Here is a 21,886-nt window from a genome sequence, read left to right on the forward strand (position 1 = left end):
ATTAGTACGTAAAAAGGGGCATTTGGTAACAAATGCCCCTTTTTTAATAGATTTTTATTATGCCGTGAATGATGAGTATTCACTGTCGTTATGAGTTCAATTGATATTAGTCAAAAAAAAGCAGCCCTTAGGCTGCTATGAACGACACATGAAACTCGAAGGAGAGTTGTGTAGTGGCTAATTTAACGACTTATATTTTATACGGAACGCATGCAATAATGGTTCAGTATAACCACTAGGTTGTTTAACTCCCTCTAAAACAAGGGCTAACGCTGCTTGATAAGCAACGCTTTGCGCTAAGGTTTCGGCTGAATCAGCCATATTTTTGTAAGCAGGATCACCTTCATTTTGGCCATCAACGACTTTCGCCATGCGTGCCATGGTTTTTCTAATTTGCTCTTCAGAACAAACACCATGATACAGCCAGTTGGCCATGTGTTGGCTTGAAATACGCAGTGTGGCACGGTCTTCCATTAAGCCAACATGGTTGATGTCTGGTACTTTTGAGCAGCCAATACCTTGGTCAATCCAACGCACAACATAACCTAAAATACCCTGTGCATTGTTATCAAGTTCGGCTTGAATATCTTCTTTGCTTAAGCTGCTGGCATCTTTCATAAGCGGTGGAGTGAGTAAGCTGGTAAGGCTTGCTTCTTTACGGTCCATAAGCGCTTTTTGACAAGCAAATACATCAATATCGTGATAATGCATTGCATGCAGCGTTGCAGCAGTAGGAGAGGGCACCCACGCGGTATTTGCACCACTTTTCGGGTGACCACTTTTTTGTTCCATCATTAACGCCATTTTATCTGGCATTGGCCACATACCTTTACCAATCTGTGCTTTACCACTGAGACCTGTAGCTAAGCCAATATCAACGTTGCGGTCTTCGTATGCGCTGATCCAAGGCTCAAGTTTAATAGCGCCTTTTGGCAATACTACACCTGCTTGCATTGAAGTATGAATTTCGTCACCAGTACGGTCTAAGAAACCGGTATTGATGAATACAACACGGTTTTTAGCCTCGAAAATACAGGCTTTTAAGTTAGCTGAAGTGCGGCGTTCTTCGTCCATAATACCCATTTTAATGGTGTTTGCAGGCAAGCCTAGCAGCTGCTCAACGCGGGTAAATAGGGTATTAGTGAATGCTACTTCTTCTGGGCCATGCATTTTTGGTTTAACAATGTTAATGCTATTAGCCGTTGAATTTTTAAGGGTGCTTGTGCCTTTTAAATCATGAAGCGCTGCGGTGCTGGTGATAATGGCATCCATAATGCCTTCAAACACGTCATTGCCTTCACTATCTTGGATAGCTGGATTTGTCATTAAATGGCCAACGTTACGCACAAACATCATGCTACGGCCTTTAAGCGTGATTGTTTCGCCATTTACACCTTGATATTGGCGGTCTTGTGCTAAACGGCGCTCAATGGTTTTGCCATCTTTGTTAAATGCTTCTACTAGGTTTCCTTGCATTAAACCAAGCCAGTTTTGATAAACGTTTACTTTGTCTTCGGCATCAACGGCAGCAACGGAATCTTCACAGTCCATAATCGTTGTGAGAGCTGCTTCAAGTAGTACATCTTTTAGGCCTGCTTTATCTGCTTGGCCTATTGGATGATGATGGTCGATTTGCAGTTCTATATGTAAGCCATTATTTTTCAATAAGATAGCGCTTGGATTTTGCGCTTCACCTTGGTAACCAATAAGTTGTTCAGGGTTAGCTAGGCGAACCTGACTGCTGTCACGTAATGTGATTAAAAGCTCATTATTTACCACTGCATAGCTGGTACTTTCGATGTGTGAGCCATTTGCTAAAGGCAATGCTTTATCGAGGAACTGGCGGGCATAAGCCATTACTTTAAAACCGCGTACTGGGTTGTATGTAGAGCCTTTTTCGGCGCCGTCATCTTCACTTAAAACATCAGTGCCGTACAGCGCATCATACAACGAGCCCCAGCGAGCATTCGCTGCATTTAAGGCAAAGCGTGCATTGCTCACTGGCACAACAAGCTGCGGCCCCGCGGTGCTGGCGATTTCAGGCTCAACCTGCTCGGTTTCGATGCTGAAACTAGCTGGCTCAGGAACGAGATAGCCAATATCTTCAAGAAATGCTTGATAGTTAGCTGCATCCCATACCGGTTGCTGCTTGTGATAGTCATCAATCTTGGCTTGCAGTTGTTCGCGTTTTTCTAAAAGCGCGCGATTGATTGGCGTTAATTCATTGACGATATCAGCAAAACCTTGCCAAAAAGTATCTGTGCTAATGCCTGTTCCTGGTAGAAGTTGCTGTTCAACAAACTGTGCAAGTTGTTGATCAACGCTTAAACCGTTAAGTGAGAGAGTGGTCATAATAATGTCCTTTAAACGAGCTTAATTTGATCATTCATGGTGCAACCATATCGTAAAAAAGGCTAATAAGCAGGCTATTTTCCATTCACTAAAAATATAGTGGCAATAACAACTATAAATTTACTAAATCCAAAAAATCCGCCTAATGTTGAATTAAGCGCTACGAAGCAAACGCCAAGTAGCCACTCTCACTAACAAAAAATAGATAACCCGTTCGAAGGATTTTTATTATGACAACATATCAACGCGAAACCGATAACTTAGCTACTTTATGTCAAACACAAGGCAAAACGTGGCAGTCAATCAACCCTGAATACGCAAGCCGTATGCGCTTACAAAACCGTTTTCGTACGGGTCTAGACATTGCTCAATACACTGCAGACATTATGCGTGCAGACATGGCAGCTTACGATGCTGACCACAGCCAATACACACAATCATTAGGTTGTTGGCATGGTTTCACTGCACAGCAAATGATGATGGCAATTAAACGTCATAACAAAACAACTAAACGTAGCTATGTATACCTAAGTGGCTGGATGGTTGCGGCACTTCGCTCTGAGTTTGGTCCATTACCTGACCAAAGTATGCATGAAAAAACGTCTGTTCCAGCGCTAATCGAAGAAATCTATACCTTCTTAAAGCAAGCAGATGCACGTGAGCTTGACCACCTTTACAAAGACCTAGACGAAGCGAAAGCAAACGGCGGTGACGTTCAAGCTGTGCTAGATAAAATTGATAACTTCGAAAGCCATGTTGTGCCAATTATTGCTGATATCGATGCGGGTTTCGGTAACGAAGAAGCAACTTACCTACTGGCTAAAAAGATGATTGAAGCGGGTGCATGTGCTATCCAAATCGAGAACCAAGTATCTGACGCAAAACAATGTGGTCACCAAGCAGGTAAAGTAACTGTACCGCATGAAGATTTCTTAGCAAAAATTAACGCAGTTCGTTACGCATTCTTAGAACTTGGTATTGATAACGGTATTATCGTTGCTCGTACTGACTCATTAGGTGCAAGCCTTACTCAAAAAGTGCCTGTATCTAAAACACCTGGCGACCTTGCTAGCCAATACACGTCGTTCCTTGAAACAACACCAGTAAACAGTGTTGATGACTTAAACGAAGGCGACACAGCAATGAAGCTTAATGGCCAGCTTTGCAAACCAACACGTTTAGATAATGGTTTATACCAGTTCCGTGAAGGCACAGAGAAAGACCGCGTAGTTCTAGACTGTGTAACTAGCTTACAATCAGGCGCTGACTTACTGTGGATTGAAACAGAAAAACCAAACGTTAAACAAATCGCTGAGCTTGTTAACCGCGTTAAAGAGCAAGTACCTAATGCTAAGCTGGTATACAACAACTCTCCGTCGTTCAACTGGACACTTAAATTCCGTGAGCAAGTATATGCTGAGTGGCAAGAGCAAGGTAAAGACTTATCAGCTTACCCAAGCATCGATGACAATAAGGCATTAATGGCACCAGAAATGGATGACACAGAGCTTGCGGCGGCAGCAGACGTACTTGTGCAAAACTTCCAAAAAGATGGTGCACGTGAAGCGGGTATCTTCCACCACTTAATCACGCTACCAACTTACCATACAGCGGCGCTAAGCACTGATATTCTATCAGAAGGCTATTTCGGCGACCTAGGCATGCTAGCGTATGTTCGCGACGTACAACGTCAAGAAATTCGCCGTGAGCAAGCATCAGTGAAACACCAAGACCTAGCAGGTTCAAACATTGGTGATACTCATAAAGAGTACTTCTCTGGTGAAAATGCGCTTAAAGCCGGTGGTGAAGCAAATACTATGAACCAGTTCTAACCAAGTTGTAAAATGTAATATTGCTTTAAAGCTATTCAATAATGTTGTTAGGGGCCTTCGGGCCCTTTTTCACATTTTAGCCGTCAGCCATCAGACTCGTTTCACACCTATTTGTAGCAGCGGGTTTACCCCGCGTCATCAGGCGCTAGGTTCTAGGACGTGATGTATAATCTGCTACCTCGTATCTCGTATCTCACTTCTCGTATTTCGCATCTCGCACCTCGCACCTCGCGTCTCGTATCTCGGATCACTCTTTAACTAAGTCTTGGATCAGCCATTTACTAGCTTTATAAAAATACAGATCACGTATTTACCAGCCTAAAAATTTTAGATCAGGATTTAACTAGCTCCGCTTTATAAGCCTTAATTTAGGGGTTGTCGCCTTATTACTGCCTCTAGAATCGCTAAAATTGGCTCATATAAACGGCAATATACTGCTGTTTTGTAAACTCTATCAATTTATAAACCGAATTTTTATCAACTCACGTCATTGATAAACCGATTTTTTACCAACTCAATATCCTCATAAACCAAAATTTTACTAACTGAAGCTAGGTTTTTAGCGGCACAAACCGATTTTTTACTAACTCAAGTTACTGATTTTGTCTATAAACCGATTTTTTACCAACTGCTTTTGGATTAATGTCCGATATTTAAAAAAGGTATGTAAGGAGTTACTCACATTTTGACTGTAAAGGGGGTTTACAGTCAAAAGGAAGCTGTCAGCTTTCAGCCGTCAGCTATCAGATTGAAATTCAAAAGTTAGAAAGGGGAAAGTTAGAAAGGGGAAAGTTAGCAAGTAGCAGCGGGTTTACCCCGCGTTATGGTTTTATTAAATGACGCGGCATAAAGCCGCTGCTACAGGTAAGTGTGAAACTATTTTATGTTTTGGGTATGGTGCGGCATAAAGCCGCGCCTAAACTATTGCTCGCAACTCGCAACTCGCAACTCGCAACTCGCAACTCGCAACTCGCAACTCGCAACTCGCAACTCGCCACTCGCAACTCGCCACTCGCAACTCGCCACTCGCAACTCGCCACTCGCAACTCGCAACTCGCCACTACTTACTATGTTTATCAAACCACCATTGAATATACGCGACTTTACTCATCAGGTTTGATGGGCGAGCGGTAATACCATGTGATGCATTAGGAATACGCACCATGGCGGTATCAACACCTTGTAGCTTTAACGCTTGGTAAAACTGCTCGGTTTCAGAAATCGGCGTGCGATAGTCTGATTCACCGGTTAATAGCATGGTTGGTGTTTTTACATTGCCTACATAGCTAATAGGTGAGCGCTTCATGTAGTGCTCAATATTGTCCCATGGCTTACCAGGGAACCAATAATCAGCAAAGAAAGGGTAGAAATCAGCAGTTAGTACAAAGCTGATCCAATTGATAACAGGTTTAGCAACAACAGCTGCTGCAAAGCGGTCTGTATGACCCACAATCCAAGCTGTTAATACCCCGCCACCTGAACCGCCGGTAACAAACAGTTTGCTTTCATCAATAAAGCCCTTAGCGATGACAGCATCTACACCTGTCATCAAGTCATCAAAGTCATTACTTGGGTAGTTATGATGAATTGTTTGCGCAAATTCTTTACCGTATGAGTCACTGCCGCGCGGGTTCATATAAAGTACAACATTACCTTTGGCTGCGTATAATTGCACTTCAGGGCTGAAATGAGGGCCATAGTTTGCAACAGGACCACCGTGGATCTCTAAAATAAGAGGGTACTTTTTGTTTTTGTCAAAGCCCGGTGGGTATGCTATCCACCCCTGGATTGCTAAGCCGTCATGGCTTGATTTAACCCAAATCTCTTCAACTTTGGAAAGCTCTTTGTCGCCAAGTGCATCCTCGTTTAATTGCGTTAAACGAGCCGTTTTACCACGCTTAATTAATGCGACATCAGCTGGGCGCTGGGTATCAGCGAGTGTGAATGCAACTTCACCATCTTCACTGACATCAAAGTCACCACCTGAATACGGGCGGCCAAAGGCGACACTACCAATTTTGTCGGTAATTACTTTATGTTTACCACTACGCGGTTGGTAAGCTAGATGTGTTTTACCTTCGCTATCGTAGCTAAAATAAAGGCCACTGCCGCTATCATCCCATTTAATATCTTCGACACTACGATCTAAATCTGCTGTGAGTACCGAGGTTTTTCCTGATTTCAAATCTAGTAAATAAATGTCGTTGTTTTCATAGTTAGTTTTTTTGTCATCATAGCCTGTATAAGCAAGGTAACGACCATTAGGTGACACTTTTGGGCGTGAATCAGGTCCAACACGGTCAGTGATTTGTGTGATCGATAAATCACTTAAACTTAGTTTATAAACTTCTGAATTTGTTGGTTTCAGTTCATTATCTGTATGGCGATTAGCAGAAAAATAAAATGCATCACCTTTTTCGTTAAAGCTAATAGCTCCGCCGTGATCAAAATCACCAGAGCTCAATTGACGTGCATTGCCGCCCGTTGCACTGATGATAAAAAAGTGACGATAACCTTTTTCTGAGTAACCACCGCCATCAGCACGATAATAGGTATCGTCAATATATTTAGCTGGCTCTGCCCACTTAGCGCCTTCAGGCTTACCCGGTAAAGACACAGGGCTTGCTGATTTTGCAGGCACAAACTGGCTAAACACCAATTGTTTGCCATCTGGCGTCCAAGTTAATCCGCCGGGGCTTTGCGTTAGGTTGCTAATTTTTGCTACGTTACCGGTTTTTAACCATTTCACATAGATTTGGCTACTGCCATCACGGGTAGAAATAAACGCTAAACGCGTTTCATCTGGTGACAGCACCGGTGAGTAATCCATATGCACGCCAGACGTTAGCGGCAGCATGGTTTTACCATCTGGGTTTACTGACCAAATATTACTGACTTTACGGTCGCTTTTGATATCCATGCGATTACGCACAAAGTAAATTGTATCGCCATTTTTTGTCATTTCTATTTGGTTGGCGTATTCAAGATCAAAAACATTTTCAAGCCTAAAGGTATTGCTAGCTTCGGCGTGGCCGTAAAAGCTAGCAGCTGCAAGCAGTGCTAAAGACGTTTTAAACTTCATTTTATTTCCTTGTTAGTGAGCAGAAATTAGGGCGTGTTAATCTGTTATAAAGTAACAACCATCAGAAATATAGTCCATTGCGATGAATGGAGAAATCAATAGACAGATGGTCATTTCCCTTTTATGTTGAGTACAGACACTTTTAAACGTAAGGAGCACACAATGATAGGTTACATCATGTTAGGCACTAACAACCTAGCTAAAGCAGTAAAGTATTACGATGAATTGTTCGCCACTCTAAACGCCGAGCGCTTTTTAGAAACTGACCGCTTTGTCGCATGGAGCACTGGTCAAGATAAGCCCGGTTTTGCGGTTACCAAACCTTATAACGATGAAAAAGCTACAGTGGGTAACGGCACTATGATTGCTCTAGCTGTTGAAACCCCAGCCCAAGTAGATGCCTTTTATAAAAAAGCCATAGAATTAGGTGGCACAGACGAAGGCGCCCCCGGCCCACGTGAAATGCCCGGCTTTTATGCGGGATACTTTAGAGACTTAGACGGTAACAAACTTAATGTGTTTTGTTTTACGCATGGGTAAGGGGAGTGAGCTGTCAGCTATCAGGTTGAAAGTTTACAGGCGCTAGGCTCTAGGAAACAGGGCCTAGCCTATTTAACTGAGGTTTTAGATAATAAAGAATAAGTTTCACCAGCTTAGAACATTATGGTTCATTTATACTGGTTTTCAGGTAATTATGAGTAGAACTGTTATACCTTGTAAAGTATGCATGGTCAAAATTGACAAGCTCCGGTGTTTTATACACATGTTAGTGATAGCAATTCATTTAAAGTAAATGTACAGAAATATGAAAAAATTAGTGTATCTCATTGTCTCTTGCTTAGTTTGGCATCCCGTATACGCAGAAGAACCAGACGATATTTTTGGCGCTTTGAGTGGATTATACTGGTGTTTGAAGAAAGAAATTCCAACAAGCTTCGAGCAAATTGATTCTGCGTTTGGATTTGAATTACCAGCTAGTGCAACTAAAGTCAGTTTTGATGATTGGTATAAAAATGTAAGTTTAACCGTTGAAAACGAGGAGCTTTTAGTGATTCGGAAGTTAGATAAAACATCAAAAAAATCGACTGTTAATTGTGAATCTGTTTCAAGCACTAACTAGAACAATAGATCTCATGGTAAGCAAAGCGAACTTTTTAGAAAACGCGCTAAAGCACGACCTACAACTCGCAAAAAGTCGCGCGAAATAAATTTCACGCCTACAAAAACTGATGGCTGACGGCTGAAAGCTGATGGCTAGATCCCCTACCAACTTCCGCTTATTTTCATTACACTGCTCCAATATAAAATAATTATAAAAATTGAGAATGATCATGACGTCGAAACTTTTTAAACCTCTTGCTTGTGTATTTGCACTGAGCCTTGTGGGCTGTGGTGGAGGTGAGGTGTTTACTGCCCCTGCTAGTAGTGAATTTGCCCATGGCAATGAGCTACTAAGTGCCTCGGCGCTAACCGAAGATGCGAGTCACGCATTAGTGGCAACTCAATCTGAGGTGTGCGTTTGGGATAATCAGTTAAAAGCGCGTTTATACGATTGTATAACAGGGCAGGGCGCTGAACATGTTGAGCTTGTGGGCTTTAGCGCTAACAAATCTCGTTTTTTCATTTCAAATCGATTATCGTTGACTTTATACGATACTCGCACTGGGCGTAGTATTGGTACTTGGCTTACCGGGCAAGAAATCGCTAGAGACATCGCTATTTCAGCCGTAGGCGATACGTTGGTTATTGCTTATCGTAGCGGCAAAGCTGAGGTGATAAATACCCGCACAGGCGATACTAAGCGTTTTGATATTCATCGTTTAGATATTAATAGCGTGGCGTTATCGGCTGATGGTCAGTGGGCGTTTACCGGCTCAAGCGACAAGTACGTTAAGCTTTGGTCAACGAACGATGGCAGCACTCGCTTTGAAGAGCGTTTAGCGACTAGAGTGAATCACGTTACGTTAAATAAAACAGCGAGCTTGGGCTTTGCAATTGACTCGGTTGATGATCGTGTATTTTTTGATTTAGCCAATAAAAAAGAGCTATCTGAAGTGTCTTCATACTCTAACTTTATTGAATTCACTGCATCGCAATTTATTAATCAAGATAAATGGCTATTAACAGGCTCACCAAAAATGAAGATGCGTTTATATCGCGTTGCAGATGGTGAACTCATTGCTGAATACGAAGCTAAACAACAGCGCCAACGTACATCAGTACTGAGTGTGGCTTACGATGGTAAGCAGTTGTATTCAGAAACCAGCGACGGTCTATTGCAAGCTTGGCCTTATAAACCAAATAAAAGCTAAAACAAAAACGCCTACTTTATGTAGGCGTTTGTTTTAAATTACGATTAAATTAGTAATCAAACTTATGCTTAGAAAACAGGCTTTGTACTTGTTGCCAAACTGCACCAGGTTTACCATCGCCAACTAACTTGCCATTTACTTTTACAACTGGGCCAACTTCTTTAGTGGCGCTGGTGATCCATACTTCGTCGGCATCAAGTAACTCATCTTTACTAATAATGCGCTCTTGCACTTTAAAGTCACTGTGGCTGTGTAGAATGTTGATTATTAACCAGCGGGTTATTCCCGGTAAAATTTGGTTATCAAGAGGTGGAGTACTGATCACGCCATCTTTTACGATAAACACATTACTTGAACTTGCTTCGGTAATTTCTTCTAAGCGATTAAATAGAATGGTTTCTTTGTTACCCGCTGCTGCACCGTGTTGGTAATGGATCACGTTGCCAAGCAGTGCCGTTGATTTAATATGGCAACGTTGCCAGCGACGGTCTTGTTCAAGCGATACAGTGTAAGTTGTTGCGCTATCTATGTCGCTTTTTGGCTCTGCCGGAATTTCAAAAGCAAACGCAAATACGGTTGGGGTAATATTCGTTGGGTAGCCGTGGGCACGTTTAGTGTCGGCGCCGCGACTAACGTGTAAATAAATCCCTAGGTTATCACCTTGGTTTTTCTCGCATAAATCATTACAGATTTTACGCCACGTATCGGCAGTGTAATCGAGCTTAATTTCAAGCTCATTTAAACCGTTATTCATACGTTCAATATGTGCACCAAAACCAAGCATTTTGCCGTGGTATGATGGGATCACTTCATAGATACCATCGCCAAATAAGAAACCGCGATCCATTGGTGAAATCTTTGCTTCATCAGCGCCAAGGTATTCACCGTTTAGGTATACCGTGCCCATTGTTAAACCTCATTCTCTGTCGTAAAGCCGCCAAGTTGGCGAAGCCGAGTTATTAATTGTTGGCCATGCATCGCGTGCAAGCCGTCTTCGGTGAGCTCATTTTTATGGGTGACGCCATCGACACTACCGCGCTCACTTAGGTAATTTAAAATGTTGAGTGGCTCAATATCAGCCAACAAATCTGTGTTATGCCAGCGACTTAAAAAAGCAATTAGCCCGTATGCCGCCCAGTTAGATACATCGGCAAGTAAAAGCTCATCGCAAGGGGTTACACAAGGAGTAATGTTAAGTGCTTGCATATGCTGTGCAAGGTTACCCATGCCTATTTCGTTACCGCCATCACCAATCGCTATGCTGGGGCAAGGTGCTTCTGTTATAAAAAAATCAAAGCAGCCGCAATGCTCAGAAATATCAATACCGCGCATATTGTAATAACGCTGATGTTCGTTAAGCCCCGGACGTTCTATTGATAAAACACAATCAGGCTTTAACTGCTCAAGGGCTTTAATGCTAAAGGTGCGGGCATTTTCAATACTGTTAATCGGCAACTCAAAACAGTTAAAATCGTTTTTTAGAGCACTGTAAAGGGGGTTGCCAGTAACCAAAATCGGCTGTTTACCAAGCTTTTCGAGTACTTTGTAAAGTGCTATAGCACCTACCGGGCCGTCGGTTTCGAAGGTATTGTTGACCGCAAAGCCAGTTCCAATCAACACGGTTCCTTGCGCGTGATGAAGAGATTTTGCCGCACGTAAATAGGTGCCAGTCTCTTGCTTGGCGTACAAGTGCTGCATACCACGTGGATTTTGCTCAACCATCATGGTTTCAATGTGTGTGCTGAGCGAGTCGTCGCTTAGGCTTGCTGACATAATGCTTTGATCTCTTGAATTAGCGCAATACCCGCTTCATTATCGCCGTGTACACAGAGGCTGTCGGCATGAAGAGCCAGTTGCTGACCGCTTCGCGTTGTCACTGTGCCATGCTCCAATAGCTGCTTTACTTGTGCGATTAATGCTGATTTATCGTGAACACTGCCTGCAAGAGAGCGTGATACGAGCTTTCCTTCATCAGTGTATTGCCGATCGGCAAACGCCTCTAATATCAGCTCGAGTTCAAGCTCGTTTGCCATGGCTTGATGTTTGGCAGAAAGATTAGTTGCTAAAATCATTAACTTTAATGGCTTAGGATAACTAGCAACAGCACGCATAACGACATTTAAAATACGCTCATCGCTCATCATATCGTTATATAGCGCGCCATGAGGTTTAACATATTCAAGCGTTAAACCATGTACTGCAGCCATCCCATCAATGGCTGCAATTTGATAATAAAGACAATTGCTCAGCTCTTTGTCACTCATTGCCATAGAGCGACGTCCAAATCCCTGTTTATCAGGGTAACTTGGGTGCGCACCAATGGTAACATTATGCTGCTTGGCAAGAGCTAAGGTTGCGGCCATTACATCGGCATCTCCGGCATGAAAACCGCAGGCAATATTAGCCATATCGATATGCGGCATTACTTGCTCGTCGAGGCCCATTTTCCACATTCCATAGCTTTCGCCAAGGTCGCAATTGAGTTTTATTGTCATATTAAAAGGCTGCCATTTTGCTGTTTGGAATATCGGTGATCAGCATATGCCCTGGGCTGTGGGTTATACAAAAGTCAGGTGCTGCATTGGCAATGGCTATTTGTGGGGTTACACCACAGGCCCAAAATACCGGTACCTCACCTTCACGAATGCTAACCTGATCGCCAAATTCAGGTTTATTAATATCCTTAATCCCAATTGCTGCAGGGTCACCAAAATGTACTGGAGCGCCATGTACCCCCGGAAAGCGACTACAAATTTGAATCGCCCGAATAGCATCGGCAGGTTTCATCGGACGCATGCTTACTACCATGTTAGCATGAAAAATCCCCGCCTTTTGGCATGCGATATTTGTAAGGTACATGGGAACATTTCTTTGTTCAGTAATGTTACGAATTTCAAGTCCTGCTGCAATAAGTGCTTCTTCAAACGAGAAAGAACAACCAATTAAAAAAGTGACTAAGTCATCACGCCAATACTCGGTAATGTTAGTTACTTCTTTAATCATTTGACCATTTTTGAAAACGCGATAACGTGGTAAGTCACTACGAATATCAATATCTTCCCCAACCGTAGGCATATCGGTTACGCCTGGTAATCGACTTGTTGCAATGATTGGGCAAGCTTTCGGATTTGCCTGACTAAATTGCAAAAAATCAAACGCGTATTGCTTGGGTAAAATGACCAAATTTGCCTGTACGAACCCTGGCGCAAAGCCAGATGTATTTCCGCTGTAGTCGCCCCCTCTCACTATTTTACGAATAGCGGCAGGGGTGGTTAATGATGCATCTTTTTGCATGTGTCTCTCCTTGAAATTAACACTCAACTGATGCTGCTACAATAGCACTCAGTTTAAGCCATTAACAGTTACTGGTAGTTGTCCATTTGCAGAGGCCTTACCCATCAGCACTTTTGCAAGTGCAGTAAACGCAGGGCCAGCAATCTTTTCTTCGGTGTCTATATCAATATTGTAAGCATAAGTGGCAAGAACTGCATCGGCAAATTTGCCAAATTGTGAAATATCGTATGGAGCTCGTAAGCTAACAAAAACAGTTTTCTTGTTCGCTAGCTTAGCTTGCTTTAGTAATGACTCTAGTGCTGCTGATTGATCTGCCTTAGCGATAGCAAATTCAGGATTATCAGCTAAATCATCCATTCCGCCTACTTCAACAGCACTTTGTTTTGGTGATGCATTTGCAGCAATGATCACATCGGCCTTATTCATTTCTTTTAAGGTCGAGATTGGCTCATAGCCTTGCAAGCTAGTGCAGCTAAAGCTAAGTAGTGTATTAGTGTTATCAAGTAGTGCTTGTTGTAGGGCAAAACATTTGCGCGTATCAGGCATGATGATATGTACTTTTGTACCTGATTTAATGTTCAGTGGCAGTGTGTTGTTCTCGTTTTTTACTTCGGTGATAGCTGCAAGAGCTAACTCAGCCTCTACTTTTCTGTGACTTTGGTCACCCAGTAAAAGCTGTGCTTTTTTGATGGCTGCTTCATCATCAAGCTTTGTTGTGAGCTTAAACTTTTCTTTAAGCTTTAAAATACGTGTTGCAGAAGCTGTGATCTCATCGGCGTTTAAAGTACCGCGCTGAACTTCTTGCTCTAATCGGTCTATAAGAGCTTCAAGTACCTCTAAATCTTTTGGACTTCTGATTTCGATTGGCATAAGGGCAATATCAACACCCGCAGCGAAGGTATTTACAACCGCTTCGATTGGCTCAAAGAAGTGGCTGATACCAGCCATGTCTAGTGCATCTGTGATCACAACACCTTGATAACCAAGCTCATCACGTAGTAAATCAGTGATGATTTTACGCGACATGGTCGCTGGCTTGATCATGGTTTTCCCTTCTTTACTAACAAAGGTGCTGTCATCTAGGGCTGGGTATTGAATATGCGCAGTCATAATCATACCCGGTTGCTGATTTTTAATTATGTCTTTAAACGGCGGTAAGTCTTGCTGCCAAATAGTCTCTTTGTCATGCATTACTTTTGGCAGGCCAGTATGACTATCGACGTTTGTATCACCATGACCCGGAAAGTGCTTTAACGATGAAATAACGCCATTATTTTCAAACCCTGCCACTTGTGCGCCACCTAGTTTTGCAACCAACTGCGGATCTTCGCCGTATGAGCGCACATTAATAACTGGGTTATCTGGGTTCATGTTCACATCAACTGTTGGCGCATAGTTAACATTTACACCCAGTGCCAACAGCTCTTCTGCGATTATACGGGCAGACTCTGTTGCGAAGTGTGTACCGTGTTCTTTATAAGTTGCGCCAATCGACATATTACCGGTAAATGAAGTGCCAACATCTCGTGGTATACGAGCAACGCGGCCACCTTCTTGGTCTATTGAAATAAATAGCGGTAAGCCAAGTTCAGACTTTGCAGCAGCTTGTTGTAAGTCGTTATTAAGTTTGATTACTTGGGGCACGGTATCGATATTTTCAGCAAATAAAATAACACCACCAATGTTGTGTTTGCTAATGATATTAGCTAAATCAGCAGGTAAGCGGGTGACTGGCGTTCGACATTTTTGCTCGCCGGTGTCTTGCTCACAGTAATAGCGCAAGTCGAGCATCAGCTTTTGCCCTAACTGTTGTTTTAAAGTTAACGCAGATTCAGCAAATGATGATTGTAATGGCATGAAACACCCTAATCCGATAACCAGTGACGATAGTGCAAACTTATTTAACACAGCAAGCTCCAAAGCTAAACGCTTATTTGATTTTTAGAATAAATTATTCTTGATGTTAATGGGTTTTTAAATATAAATACAGTATTTTTTTGCTACCCTAGCGGTTTTTTTGTCTAACTGCAAAAAGCTAAGTTAGATCACCAAATAGGGCTGTTAAGCTTAAATAACCAAGTCTTTATTACTGCAAAGGTGCTAGTGAATTGATAATTTATCAATTTAATTGGTCGCTTTTTAAGGCAAATTAAAGTAATAATATATTCCATAATTATCAGCGCAGATATGGCAGGCCAGGGGGCGAGATGGCTTTTACTCAATTGCACGCATTTAAACAGCTAATTACACCTTTTTTACCAGAGTCAGCATTAATAGAAGATTACTCACGTCGATATGCCTACGGCACTGATGCCAGTTTTTATCGTTTGGTGCCTGAGCTCATCGTATTGGTGAGTAATCAAAATCAAGCAAAGCATGTGATAAGTGCAGCACAACAACATAAGGTGGCTATTACCTTTCGAGCAGCTGGAACCAGTTTGTCAGGGCAAGCAATTACTGACTCAGTATTAGTGTTACTGTGTGATAGCTGGAGTCAATTTGAAGTTTTAGATGATGGTGAAGCTATTCGTCTAGAGCCTGCGATTATAGGAGCGCGAGTAAACCAAATACTGGCACCTTATGGTAAGAAAATAGGCCCTGATCCCGCATCGATTAACAGCTGTAAAGTAGCCGGCATGGCGGCAAATAATTCATCAGGAATGTGTTGTGGGGTGGCACAAAACAGCTACCACACAGTCAAAGATATGACCCTTATTTTTGCTGATGGTACTGTGCTTGATACCGCAGATAGTCAAAGTTGTGAAAAGTTTTTACAAAGTCATGGGGCATGGGTTGATGAGTTAATGAGCCTTGTTGACAGTGTTAAAGAAAATAGCGACTTAAGTGAGCGTATCGCCCATAAATACCGCTTAAAAAACACCACAGGTTATGGTTTAAATGCGTTGCTGGATTTTTCAGATCCAATTGAAATCATTAAGCATTTAATTATTGGTTCTGAAGGAACTCTGGCGTTTATTGCTGATATTACCTATCACACAGTGATTGAGCACGCACACAAACATACCGGTTTCTTTATTTTTGATGATATCAGCAAGGTGTGTGATCTGGTGCAAAGGCTGAGTGAGCTTGATGTTGCTGCGGTTGAGCTACTAGATAAACGTGCCCTGATGTCGGTGTCTGAGCATGCCATAATGCCAAAAGAAGTGGCCAGCTATCCCGAGCAGTCAGCGGCACTTTTAATTGAGTTAAGAGCAGAGAATACAGATGCCCTTGCGTTACTAACACAAAGCACGCAGCAACTTATTGCACAGTTTAGTCAAAGCCAATTAGCTGCGATTGATTTTTCTGCTGATAGTGCCCGTAATGCGGCACTTTGGAATATCCGTAAAGGCACCTTTCCTGCTGTCGGTGCTGTGCGCGAAACAGGCACCACCGTAATTATTGAAGATGTTGCCTTCACGCTTGATAAATTAGCACAAGGCGTGAACGCACTTCATCAGCTCTTCATTAAATATGGCTATGATGAAGCCATTATTTTTGGTCATGCTTTAGCGGGTAACTTGCATTTTGTATTCACCCAAGCGTTTGATACACAGGATCAAGTTAATCGTTATGAGCAATTTATGGCCGATGTGGCTAACCTAGTAGCGGTTGAGCTAAAAGGCTCTTTAAAAGCAGAGCATGGCACAGGGCGTAACATGGCACCTTTTGTAGCAACAGAGTGGGGCGATGATGGTTTCGCTGTAATGGTTAAGCTAAAACAGCTATTTGATCAACACAACATTCTTAATCCTGGTGTCATTATTAATCATGATAAAAATGCCCACACTCAGCATTTAAAAGTCATGCCAAAAAGTGATGATATTATCGATACCTGTATCGAATGTGGCTTTTGCGAAGTTGTTTGCCCATCAAAAGGTCTTACCTTAACACCAAGGCAGCGTATCACCTTGTGGCGACACCGCACTGAGTTACACAATCAATTGCTAACAACCGATGATTTAGCGAGTAAGCAGAAATTAAACCAAAAGCTCAGTGTTATCGAGGCTGACTTTAAATATCTTGGTATTGATTCGTGTGCGGCGACGGGACTTTGCGGGCTAAAATGCCCGGTCGGAATAAACACGGGCGAATTTATAAAATCGCTCAGAGCAGAGCAAGCCTCTTCAAGCAAAGTGACACGGTCATTAGCTCGCTTTGCTAGTCAGCATTTTGCAGTTGTCGCATCTGGCGCTCGATTTGGCTTAAACGTGATGCACGTGCTCGAAAAAGCAATAGGTAGTAATAACCTAAGAAGCCTTAGTAAACCTGCCCATAAGTTGCTTGGTACGCCGCTGTATTACTCGGCTTGGCCAAGAGGGGAGCAACCAATAAATAATAATTCTAAACAACCCCAACAGGCTAAAAAGTTGGTGTATATGCCTAGCTGTGCAACTCGCGTTTTTGCAGCGGATAAACTTGCCGATGATAAACGACCACTGATTGATGTTATGCATTCATTAGCCCAAAAAGCGGGATTTGAGGTTGTAATACCTAAACAAGTAGATTCACTGTGTTGTGGAATGCCATTTGCGAGTAAAGGGTTGAATAAAGAGTTTTTAAACAAAAGTGAGCAGTTACTTACTGAGCTTGAGACGCTTTCAAATAATGGCCAATATCCCATCGTTTTTGATGCCAGCCCTTGTGCGCTCACCACTCTCAATGCCGCGCAAAATGCATCACTCTCAATTTACGAAAGTGCTGATTTTGCAGCCCAGCATTTACTGCCTAATTTGCAAGTAACGCCAGTGAATGAGCCTGTGATGCTGCATGTTACTTGTAGCTCAAAGCGATTAGGTAAAGAGCAAAGCTTAGTGTCGCTTGCCAAGGCATGTAGCAATGAAGTGATTATTCCAGCTGATATTGAGTGTTGTGGTTTTGCCGGTGATAAAGGATTTAACTTGCCAGAGCTAAATAGCAACGCGTTAAAAACCCTTAAACAACACGTGCCAAAAAATTGTAGTCGCGGTGTGTCTAACAGCCGTAGCTGTGAAATTGGTTTAACTGAGCACAGTGGCATTAGTTATCAGTCAATTTTGTATCTACTCGATAAACAAAGCCATGCAATATAACAGAGCTTAATTGCTAATTTAATGGGCTAGTCTGACTAGCCCATTTTTTAAAAGCCTACACTTTCCAAAAAATGCCTTTTCTATAACACGTGAGCATCACAAGGTAAGATACGGCTAAAAACAACAGCGAAAATACAAATGATGCTAAATAATCGTTGCTGATCACTAATTGTATTAGGCCATAAATATTGCCTTTTAAACTGCTATCGCCGAGCGGGATCATAATTAATAGCCGTGCAAACATAAAAAATAATATTGCGTTCGCACAGCGAGATTATCCAGTAAGAGCGTTATTAAGGGCCGTTCTGTTGGCATCTTGATTTTTAGTTAACATCGAGTTAGCGCCAGCATCTAAAAATAGTTTTTGTTCTTTCATTTTTATAGATTACTACACCTATTAAGCGGTGTAGCTATCGTTATCTATAGCGTTAGCGTGTGCACCGATACTTAACATGTCATCTCTAAGCAGTTTGGGATGTAGCTTAAAACGTAGTTCTTTTATTCAGCCATGTAAGCATCATCAAGTACTTTGATAAAGTTATAAAATGCGGGTTTGTTTTCCCATCCAGTAAAATTAGCAAATATTGATTTAGGTATTTATACCGAATCTGTGTTGACCCCAAAAGACCATTCAGAGCAGCTGGCGCTGCAGGTGAGGGGGCCCTAAGTCGGCAATAGATGTTCCGGTTATACGCGCTAAGTATTATCTTACTTAAAAGCGTTTTAGGGTATCTGCTCCTCAGCGGTGATGTAAAAAAATAGCTATACTGTTAAGTTCTTAGGTAACGTAGAGACATAATGAAAACATCAGAAATACTGTCAGCATGTTTATTTAAAGTCATCGAGCTGGGTGGGGATGATGAGCAAAAAGAAAAGCTGCTGTATTCATAAGGGTTGTCAGCTGCTGCATGTCTGCCCCTGCTTTTGGGGTGACTAATTTTTTAATAGTCAAAGAGCGGGTGTAGGTCTGTTTGTAAGCCGGAAAGAGCACACGTTAATTGAAATTGTAATGGACAAAGTATGGAAGCGTATCAAAAGGACATCGTTAAACTTATTGATGAGTGTCGCAAAGACGAAAAGTTTTTGAAAATGGTGAGCCCACTTGTAGAGTGGCGCAGTATGGTTGTTAGTTATGGCGTGGCAAAGAAGCCGCTTAAATTGATGGATACGTTAGCAGCGCGCTATTCTGAGTTTCTTAATCGGTCGTGGGGGTCATCATCAAGCCGCACGGCAATATCCCCGTTTGATGTGGCCAAGTGGCTTTGCACCAAAGCAAATGGTGTTGGTGCAGAGCAAGCGTTCCAATACTTTTTAGATTTTACGAATAACCACACGGTACCATTGCACCTCATATCGCTGGTGGAAGGCGTCTATCCTGGGCACACATATTATTTTGATAATGACACGTATATATGTGGGTTTGATGCACTCCCCGTTGGTGTTAAATACCGGATAAATGCTGATTGGGCTGACATTGTCAGGGACTTCCCTGGGGATAGGCCGGCATTTATCGTCACCACAGTTAAACAAAATGTGTTAAATGAGCACGAAGACGTCGACGTGGTTCGCGATGAGGGTAGAGCGCTTCACGATATATTGGACTCGCATACAGAAAAGGCAAATTTCTTGTCGCTCTTCACAAAAGAATATGGCGCGGTTATCACACGTAACAGAATGCTTTTTGACGATACAGTGCCATGCTCAGGGTTTATAGATGTGAATGTTATTAGCGCACTGCAGGAGCTGCGTCCTTTTTACAATGAAGATGTGTATTTTGATGAAAAAGACACATTGAGAAAGGTGTTCGGGCATTACTGCGCGTTAAATGCAAACACTAAAGGCGCTGTTGAACTCGCCCTTAAACGCAAAACAACGTCCATGAATTCACTAGACGTAGTTGATAAAGCGGTTGATTTAGGAATGTGTGCAGAATCTATTCTCACGCAGAGTGAAAGTTCTGATCAGCTTTCCTTACAAGTCCGCCTTCTTGGTGCCAAGCTGTCTTCCGATGATTATAAAGAGCGCGAAAAGAATTATAACTACTTAAAAGCCTTTTATAGTATTCGCTCGTCTGCTGTTCACAATGCCAAGGTTAAAGATGTTGTGAAGGTAAGGGATGTTGGTAGTAAGGTTCCTTCACTGGATGTTCTTGAAAAAACGTCATCCATCTTATCTAGCTGTATTCTTAAAGTTATTAATTTAGGTGGGTTGAACGATTTTGAGAAAGAGCTCTACATGCTGAAGTAGGGCTTTAGGCGCTTTGATTTAGTGTTGTTTGTTTTTTAACTATTAGGAATGGCCGAATATTTGAAATTAAGTTTTTAGTTTGGTTTTGGCGGAAAGCATAGGGTTATCGCCATCGCTTAAAGGAGCACTTGAGCGTGCTTATAAGGAGTTGTTTGTGGGTTCTGTTTCTTCGTTAGGTGTTGGCTCTTTTGAGCTCGAGTGTAGTAATGGTGAGTACTATAACAATCACTCTAAACTGTTTATTCCCTCTGATTATGGCGTTATCAAATCTGAAATGGATGAGGGGGTTCTGCGAGAGGAAACGGGTCACTCGCGCAGCTTGGGTGACATGAAGCTGCGTTTGGAGCTGCTGGGTTACACAATAAACGATGCCCAAAGGGCGTATGAAAATGTCTTTTATCACTACTTTGACGATACGTCTTTGGATGGATTTGCGTTTGATACCTTTAGGAAAGTCGTTTCATCGGTGAATATTGAAGACCTTGATCCCTTTAAGGATAGTTTTCATTTATCGTTTCATGACTATATCGCTGAGGCTGTTTTAACGCAAAGTGGGTTTGAAGATATAAAAGACCTAGTAACGACACATGATGATGACTTTTCAGCGCTCTTTGACCGTCTTCACCCGTATTTTATAATGCGATTGCTTGCTGAAAACCCTAAGAACCAGCATGTAAAAGTGATGTGGCAAACGCACGAGATAGTTGAGGCCGGGTGGGTGAGTGATGATGACCTTTATACCGGTGTCGATGAAAAAGATAAGTTTTTGATAATCACTGAAGGGTCATCTGATTTAGTTATTATAAAGCACGCTATTTCACTTCTTAGGCCTGAGTTGGCTGACTTATTTACTTATGTTGATATGGAAGACAATTATCCGTTTTCTGGTACCGGCAACCAGTATAAGTTCTTTCAAGGTTTGGCGAGTATTGGTATGCAAAACAAATGTCTTTGTATCTTCGATAACGATGCTGAAGGTGTAGAGAAGTATCATAAGGCGGTAGATATTAAAGCGCCTAGCAATCTTAAAGTGATGAAGTTGCCTGACTTGGCCGAGTTTTCTGATTTTGTCACGGAAGGGCCAACGGGTAGGCATAATGCTGATGTAAATGGTAAAGCGGTGGCCATAGAGTGTTTCCTAGATTTGTCTTTCAAGGAAAGGTTGGAGCCTGTTATTAGGTGGTCTTCTTATAAAGGGGATGCCAATGTGTATCAGGGCGCGCTAGAAAAGAAAGGATACTACTTAAAGCAGTTTAAGAAAGTGAAGTCGCTGGATGAGAATTATGATTTCAGTAAGCTGAATTTACTACTTGATCGCATTATTGAGGTCTGTGTCAGTTAAGCGCTCTGACTTAATTACAATGGTTATTACGGTGGTTTATGAAAAAGTATTTTTTAGCGGGAACACTGTTTTTAACAGGCCTTTTCTTGGGGTGGTTTACTTTTAGTCCCTCATCCAATGTTTTGATTTATACAAAGGAAAATGCCGGCAATAAATCTTTTGTCGCGCATTACTGCGGCAGAGAAGAGCAGCTCACTGGGACAGTGCATCAATTAAAGCATGCTTGTGAAGGTAAGCTGTATGTAACGCTTGGTTCTTATGAGTCTGAGGGGGTTTATATTACCCCTGGGGTAAGGTTGTTGGTTGATATTAGTTTTGATGGCCATCGAATAGAGAAAAGGTAGCTACTTATT

General features: G+C 42.2%; 15 protein-coding genes. 8 read left to right on the plus strand and 7 right to left on the minus strand.

Annotated features, from left to right (window positions below):
* Window positions 1-177: 177 nt before the first annotated feature.
* On the minus strand, window positions 178-2,352 hold the full coding sequence (locus ACSFVZ_RS06395) for a malate synthase G (RefSeq protein ID WP_435558401.1): 2,175 nt from the start codon (window positions 2,350-2,352) through the stop codon (window positions 178-180).
* A 230-nt stretch (window positions 2,353-2,582) separates the two neighbouring features.
* On the opposite strand from ACSFVZ_RS06395, the gene ACSFVZ_RS06400 reads away from it, so the two are divergent.
* Window positions 2,583-4,184, plus strand: a complete 1,602-nt coding sequence (locus ACSFVZ_RS06400; protein ID WP_054553382.1) for an isocitrate lyase — start codon at window positions 2,583-2,585, stop codon at window positions 4,182-4,184.
* A gap of 1,060 nt (window positions 4,185-5,244) precedes the next feature.
* On the opposite strand, the gene ACSFVZ_RS06405 is transcribed toward ACSFVZ_RS06400, so the two are convergent.
* Window positions 5,245-7,266 (minus strand): S9 family peptidase, encoded by a 2,022-nt coding sequence (locus ACSFVZ_RS06405; RefSeq protein WP_435558402.1) that lies wholly within the window; start codon window positions 7,264-7,266, stop codon window positions 5,245-5,247.
* A gap of 162 nt (window positions 7,267-7,428) precedes the next feature.
* On the opposite strand from ACSFVZ_RS06405, the gene ACSFVZ_RS06410 reads away from it, so the two are divergent.
* The 3 genes from ACSFVZ_RS06410 to ACSFVZ_RS06420 all read left to right on the plus strand — a co-directional run bounded on the left by ACSFVZ_RS06410 (window position 7,429) and on the right by ACSFVZ_RS06420 (window position 9,578).
* A complete protein-coding gene (locus ACSFVZ_RS06410; RefSeq protein WP_054563159.1) occupies window positions 7,429-7,806 on the plus strand; it encodes a VOC family protein in 378 nt (125 codons plus the stop codon).
* A gap of 265 nt (window positions 7,807-8,071) precedes the next feature.
* Window positions 8,072-8,386 carry a hypothetical protein gene (locus ACSFVZ_RS06415; protein ID WP_295510611.1) on the plus strand — a complete coding sequence of 105 codons (315 nt, stop codon included), beginning with the start codon at window positions 8,072-8,074 and terminating at the stop codon, window positions 8,384-8,386.
* A 211-nt stretch (window positions 8,387-8,597) separates the two neighbouring features.
* Window positions 8,598-9,578: a WD40 repeat domain-containing protein gene (locus ACSFVZ_RS06420; protein WP_435558403.1), complete on the plus strand. Its 981-nt coding sequence runs from the start codon at window positions 8,598-8,600 to the stop codon at window positions 9,576-9,578.
* 49 nt (window positions 9,579-9,627) lie between these two features.
* Here ACSFVZ_RS06420 and ACSFVZ_RS06425 read toward each other — a convergent pair whose 3' ends face one another.
* The 5 genes from ACSFVZ_RS06425 to ACSFVZ_RS06445 are packed head-to-tail and all read right to left on the minus strand — an operon-like array spanning window position 9,628 to window position 14,729.
* Window positions 9,628-10,485: an aminotransferase class IV gene (locus tag ACSFVZ_RS06425; RefSeq protein WP_435558404.1), complete on the minus strand. Its 858-nt coding sequence runs from the start codon at window positions 10,483-10,485 to the stop codon at window positions 9,628-9,630.
* A gap of 2 nt (window positions 10,486-10,487) precedes the next feature.
* The gene (locus ACSFVZ_RS06430) at window positions 10,488-11,351 is read right to left on the minus strand and encodes a DUF4392 domain-containing protein (RefSeq protein WP_435558405.1); all 864 of its coding nucleotides are present in this window, start codon (window positions 11,349-11,351) and stop codon (window positions 10,488-10,490) included.
* Window positions 11,336-12,067, minus strand: a complete 732-nt coding sequence (locus ACSFVZ_RS06435) for a 5-oxoprolinase subunit PxpA (RefSeq protein WP_235383907.1) — start codon at window positions 12,065-12,067, stop codon at window positions 11,336-11,338. The genes ACSFVZ_RS06430 and ACSFVZ_RS06435 overlap by 16 nt, the downstream gene beginning before the upstream one ends.
* Before the next feature lie 7 nt (window positions 12,068-12,074).
* The gene (locus ACSFVZ_RS06440; RefSeq protein WP_135926682.1) at window positions 12,075-12,872 is read right to left on the minus strand and encodes a putative hydro-lyase; all 798 of its coding nucleotides are present in this window, start codon (window positions 12,870-12,872) and stop codon (window positions 12,075-12,077) included.
* Between the two features lie 48 nt (window positions 12,873-12,920).
* Window positions 12,921-14,729 carry a glycoside hydrolase family 3 protein gene (locus ACSFVZ_RS06445; protein WP_235383908.1) on the minus strand — a complete coding sequence of 603 codons (1,809 nt, stop codon included), beginning with the start codon at window positions 14,727-14,729 and terminating at the stop codon, window positions 12,921-12,923.
* Window positions 14,730-15,079: 350 nt separating this feature from the next.
* Between ACSFVZ_RS06445 and ACSFVZ_RS06450 the strand changes: the two genes are divergently transcribed.
* The 4 genes from ACSFVZ_RS06450 to ACSFVZ_RS06465 all read left to right on the plus strand — a co-directional run bounded on the left by ACSFVZ_RS06450 (window position 15,080) and on the right by ACSFVZ_RS06465 (window position 21,877).
* Window positions 15,080-17,944 (plus strand): FAD-binding and (Fe-S)-binding domain-containing protein, encoded by a 2,865-nt coding sequence (locus tag ACSFVZ_RS06450; RefSeq protein ID WP_435558406.1) that lies wholly within the window; start codon window positions 15,080-15,082, stop codon window positions 17,942-17,944.
* Window positions 17,945-18,964: 1,020 nt separating this feature from the next.
* Window positions 18,965-20,191, plus strand: a complete 1,227-nt coding sequence (locus ACSFVZ_RS06455; protein ID WP_435558407.1) for a hypothetical protein — start codon at window positions 18,965-18,967, stop codon at window positions 20,189-20,191.
* A gap of 154 nt (window positions 20,192-20,345) precedes the next feature.
* Window positions 20,346-21,533, plus strand: a complete 1,188-nt coding sequence (locus ACSFVZ_RS06460) for a HEPN/Toprim-associated domain-containing protein (RefSeq protein ID WP_435558408.1) — start codon at window positions 20,346-20,348, stop codon at window positions 21,531-21,533.
* 38 nt (window positions 21,534-21,571) lie between these two features.
* On the plus strand, window positions 21,572-21,877 hold the full coding sequence (locus tag ACSFVZ_RS06465) for a hypothetical protein (protein ID WP_435558409.1): 306 nt from the start codon (window positions 21,572-21,574) through the stop codon (window positions 21,875-21,877).
* Window positions 21,878-21,886 lie beyond the last annotated feature (9 nt).

This window comes from Pseudoalteromonas nanhaiensis (genome assembly GCF_051235485.1).
In the GTDB taxonomy this organism is placed as follows: domain Bacteria; phylum Pseudomonadota; class Gammaproteobacteria; order Enterobacterales; family Alteromonadaceae; genus Pseudoalteromonas; species Pseudoalteromonas lipolytica_C.

What these genes read in the sequence shown, in the direction of transcription:
- ACSFVZ_RS06430 (WP_435558405.1), bottom strand. Translation starts at nt 11,351, where the DNA reads ATGTCAGCAAGCCTAAGCGACGACTCGCTCAGCACACACATTGAAACC.
- ACSFVZ_RS06415 (WP_295510611.1), top strand. Translation starts at nt 8,072, where the DNA reads ATGAAAAAATTAGTGTATCTCATTGTCTCTTGCTTAGTTTGGCATCCC.
- ACSFVZ_RS06410 (WP_054563159.1), top strand. Translation starts at nt 7,429, where the DNA reads ATGATAGGTTACATCATGTTAGGCACTAACAACCTAGCTAAAGCAGTA.
- ACSFVZ_RS06455 (WP_435558407.1), top strand. Translation starts at nt 18,965, where the DNA reads ATGGAAGCGTATCAAAAGGACATCGTTAAACTTATTGATGAGTGTCGC.
- ACSFVZ_RS06420 (WP_435558403.1), top strand. Translation starts at nt 8,598, where the DNA reads ATGACGTCGAAACTTTTTAAACCTCTTGCTTGTGTATTTGCACTGAGC.
- ACSFVZ_RS06405 (WP_435558402.1), bottom strand. Translation starts at nt 7,266, where the DNA reads ATGAAGTTTAAAACGTCTTTAGCACTGCTTGCAGCTGCTAGCTTTTAC.
- ACSFVZ_RS06445 (WP_235383908.1), bottom strand. Translation starts at nt 14,729, where the DNA reads ATGCCATTACAATCATCATTTGCTGAATCTGCGTTAACTTTAAAACAA.
- ACSFVZ_RS06400 (WP_054553382.1), top strand. Translation starts at nt 2,583, where the DNA reads ATGACAACATATCAACGCGAAACCGATAACTTAGCTACTTTATGTCAA.
- ACSFVZ_RS06465 (WP_435558409.1), top strand. Translation starts at nt 21,572, where the DNA reads ATGAAAAAGTATTTTTTAGCGGGAACACTGTTTTTAACAGGCCTTTTC.
- ACSFVZ_RS06425 (WP_435558404.1), bottom strand. Translation starts at nt 10,485, where the DNA reads ATGGGCACGGTATACCTAAACGGTGAATACCTTGGCGCTGATGAAGCA.
- ACSFVZ_RS06440 (WP_135926682.1), bottom strand. Translation starts at nt 12,872, where the DNA reads ATGCAAAAAGATGCATCATTAACCACCCCTGCCGCTATTCGTAAAATA.
- ACSFVZ_RS06450 (WP_435558406.1), top strand. Translation starts at nt 15,080, where the DNA reads ATGGCTTTTACTCAATTGCACGCATTTAAACAGCTAATTACACCTTTT.
- ACSFVZ_RS06395 (WP_435558401.1), bottom strand. Translation starts at nt 2,352, where the DNA reads ATGACCACTCTCTCACTTAACGGTTTAAGCGTTGATCAACAACTTGCA.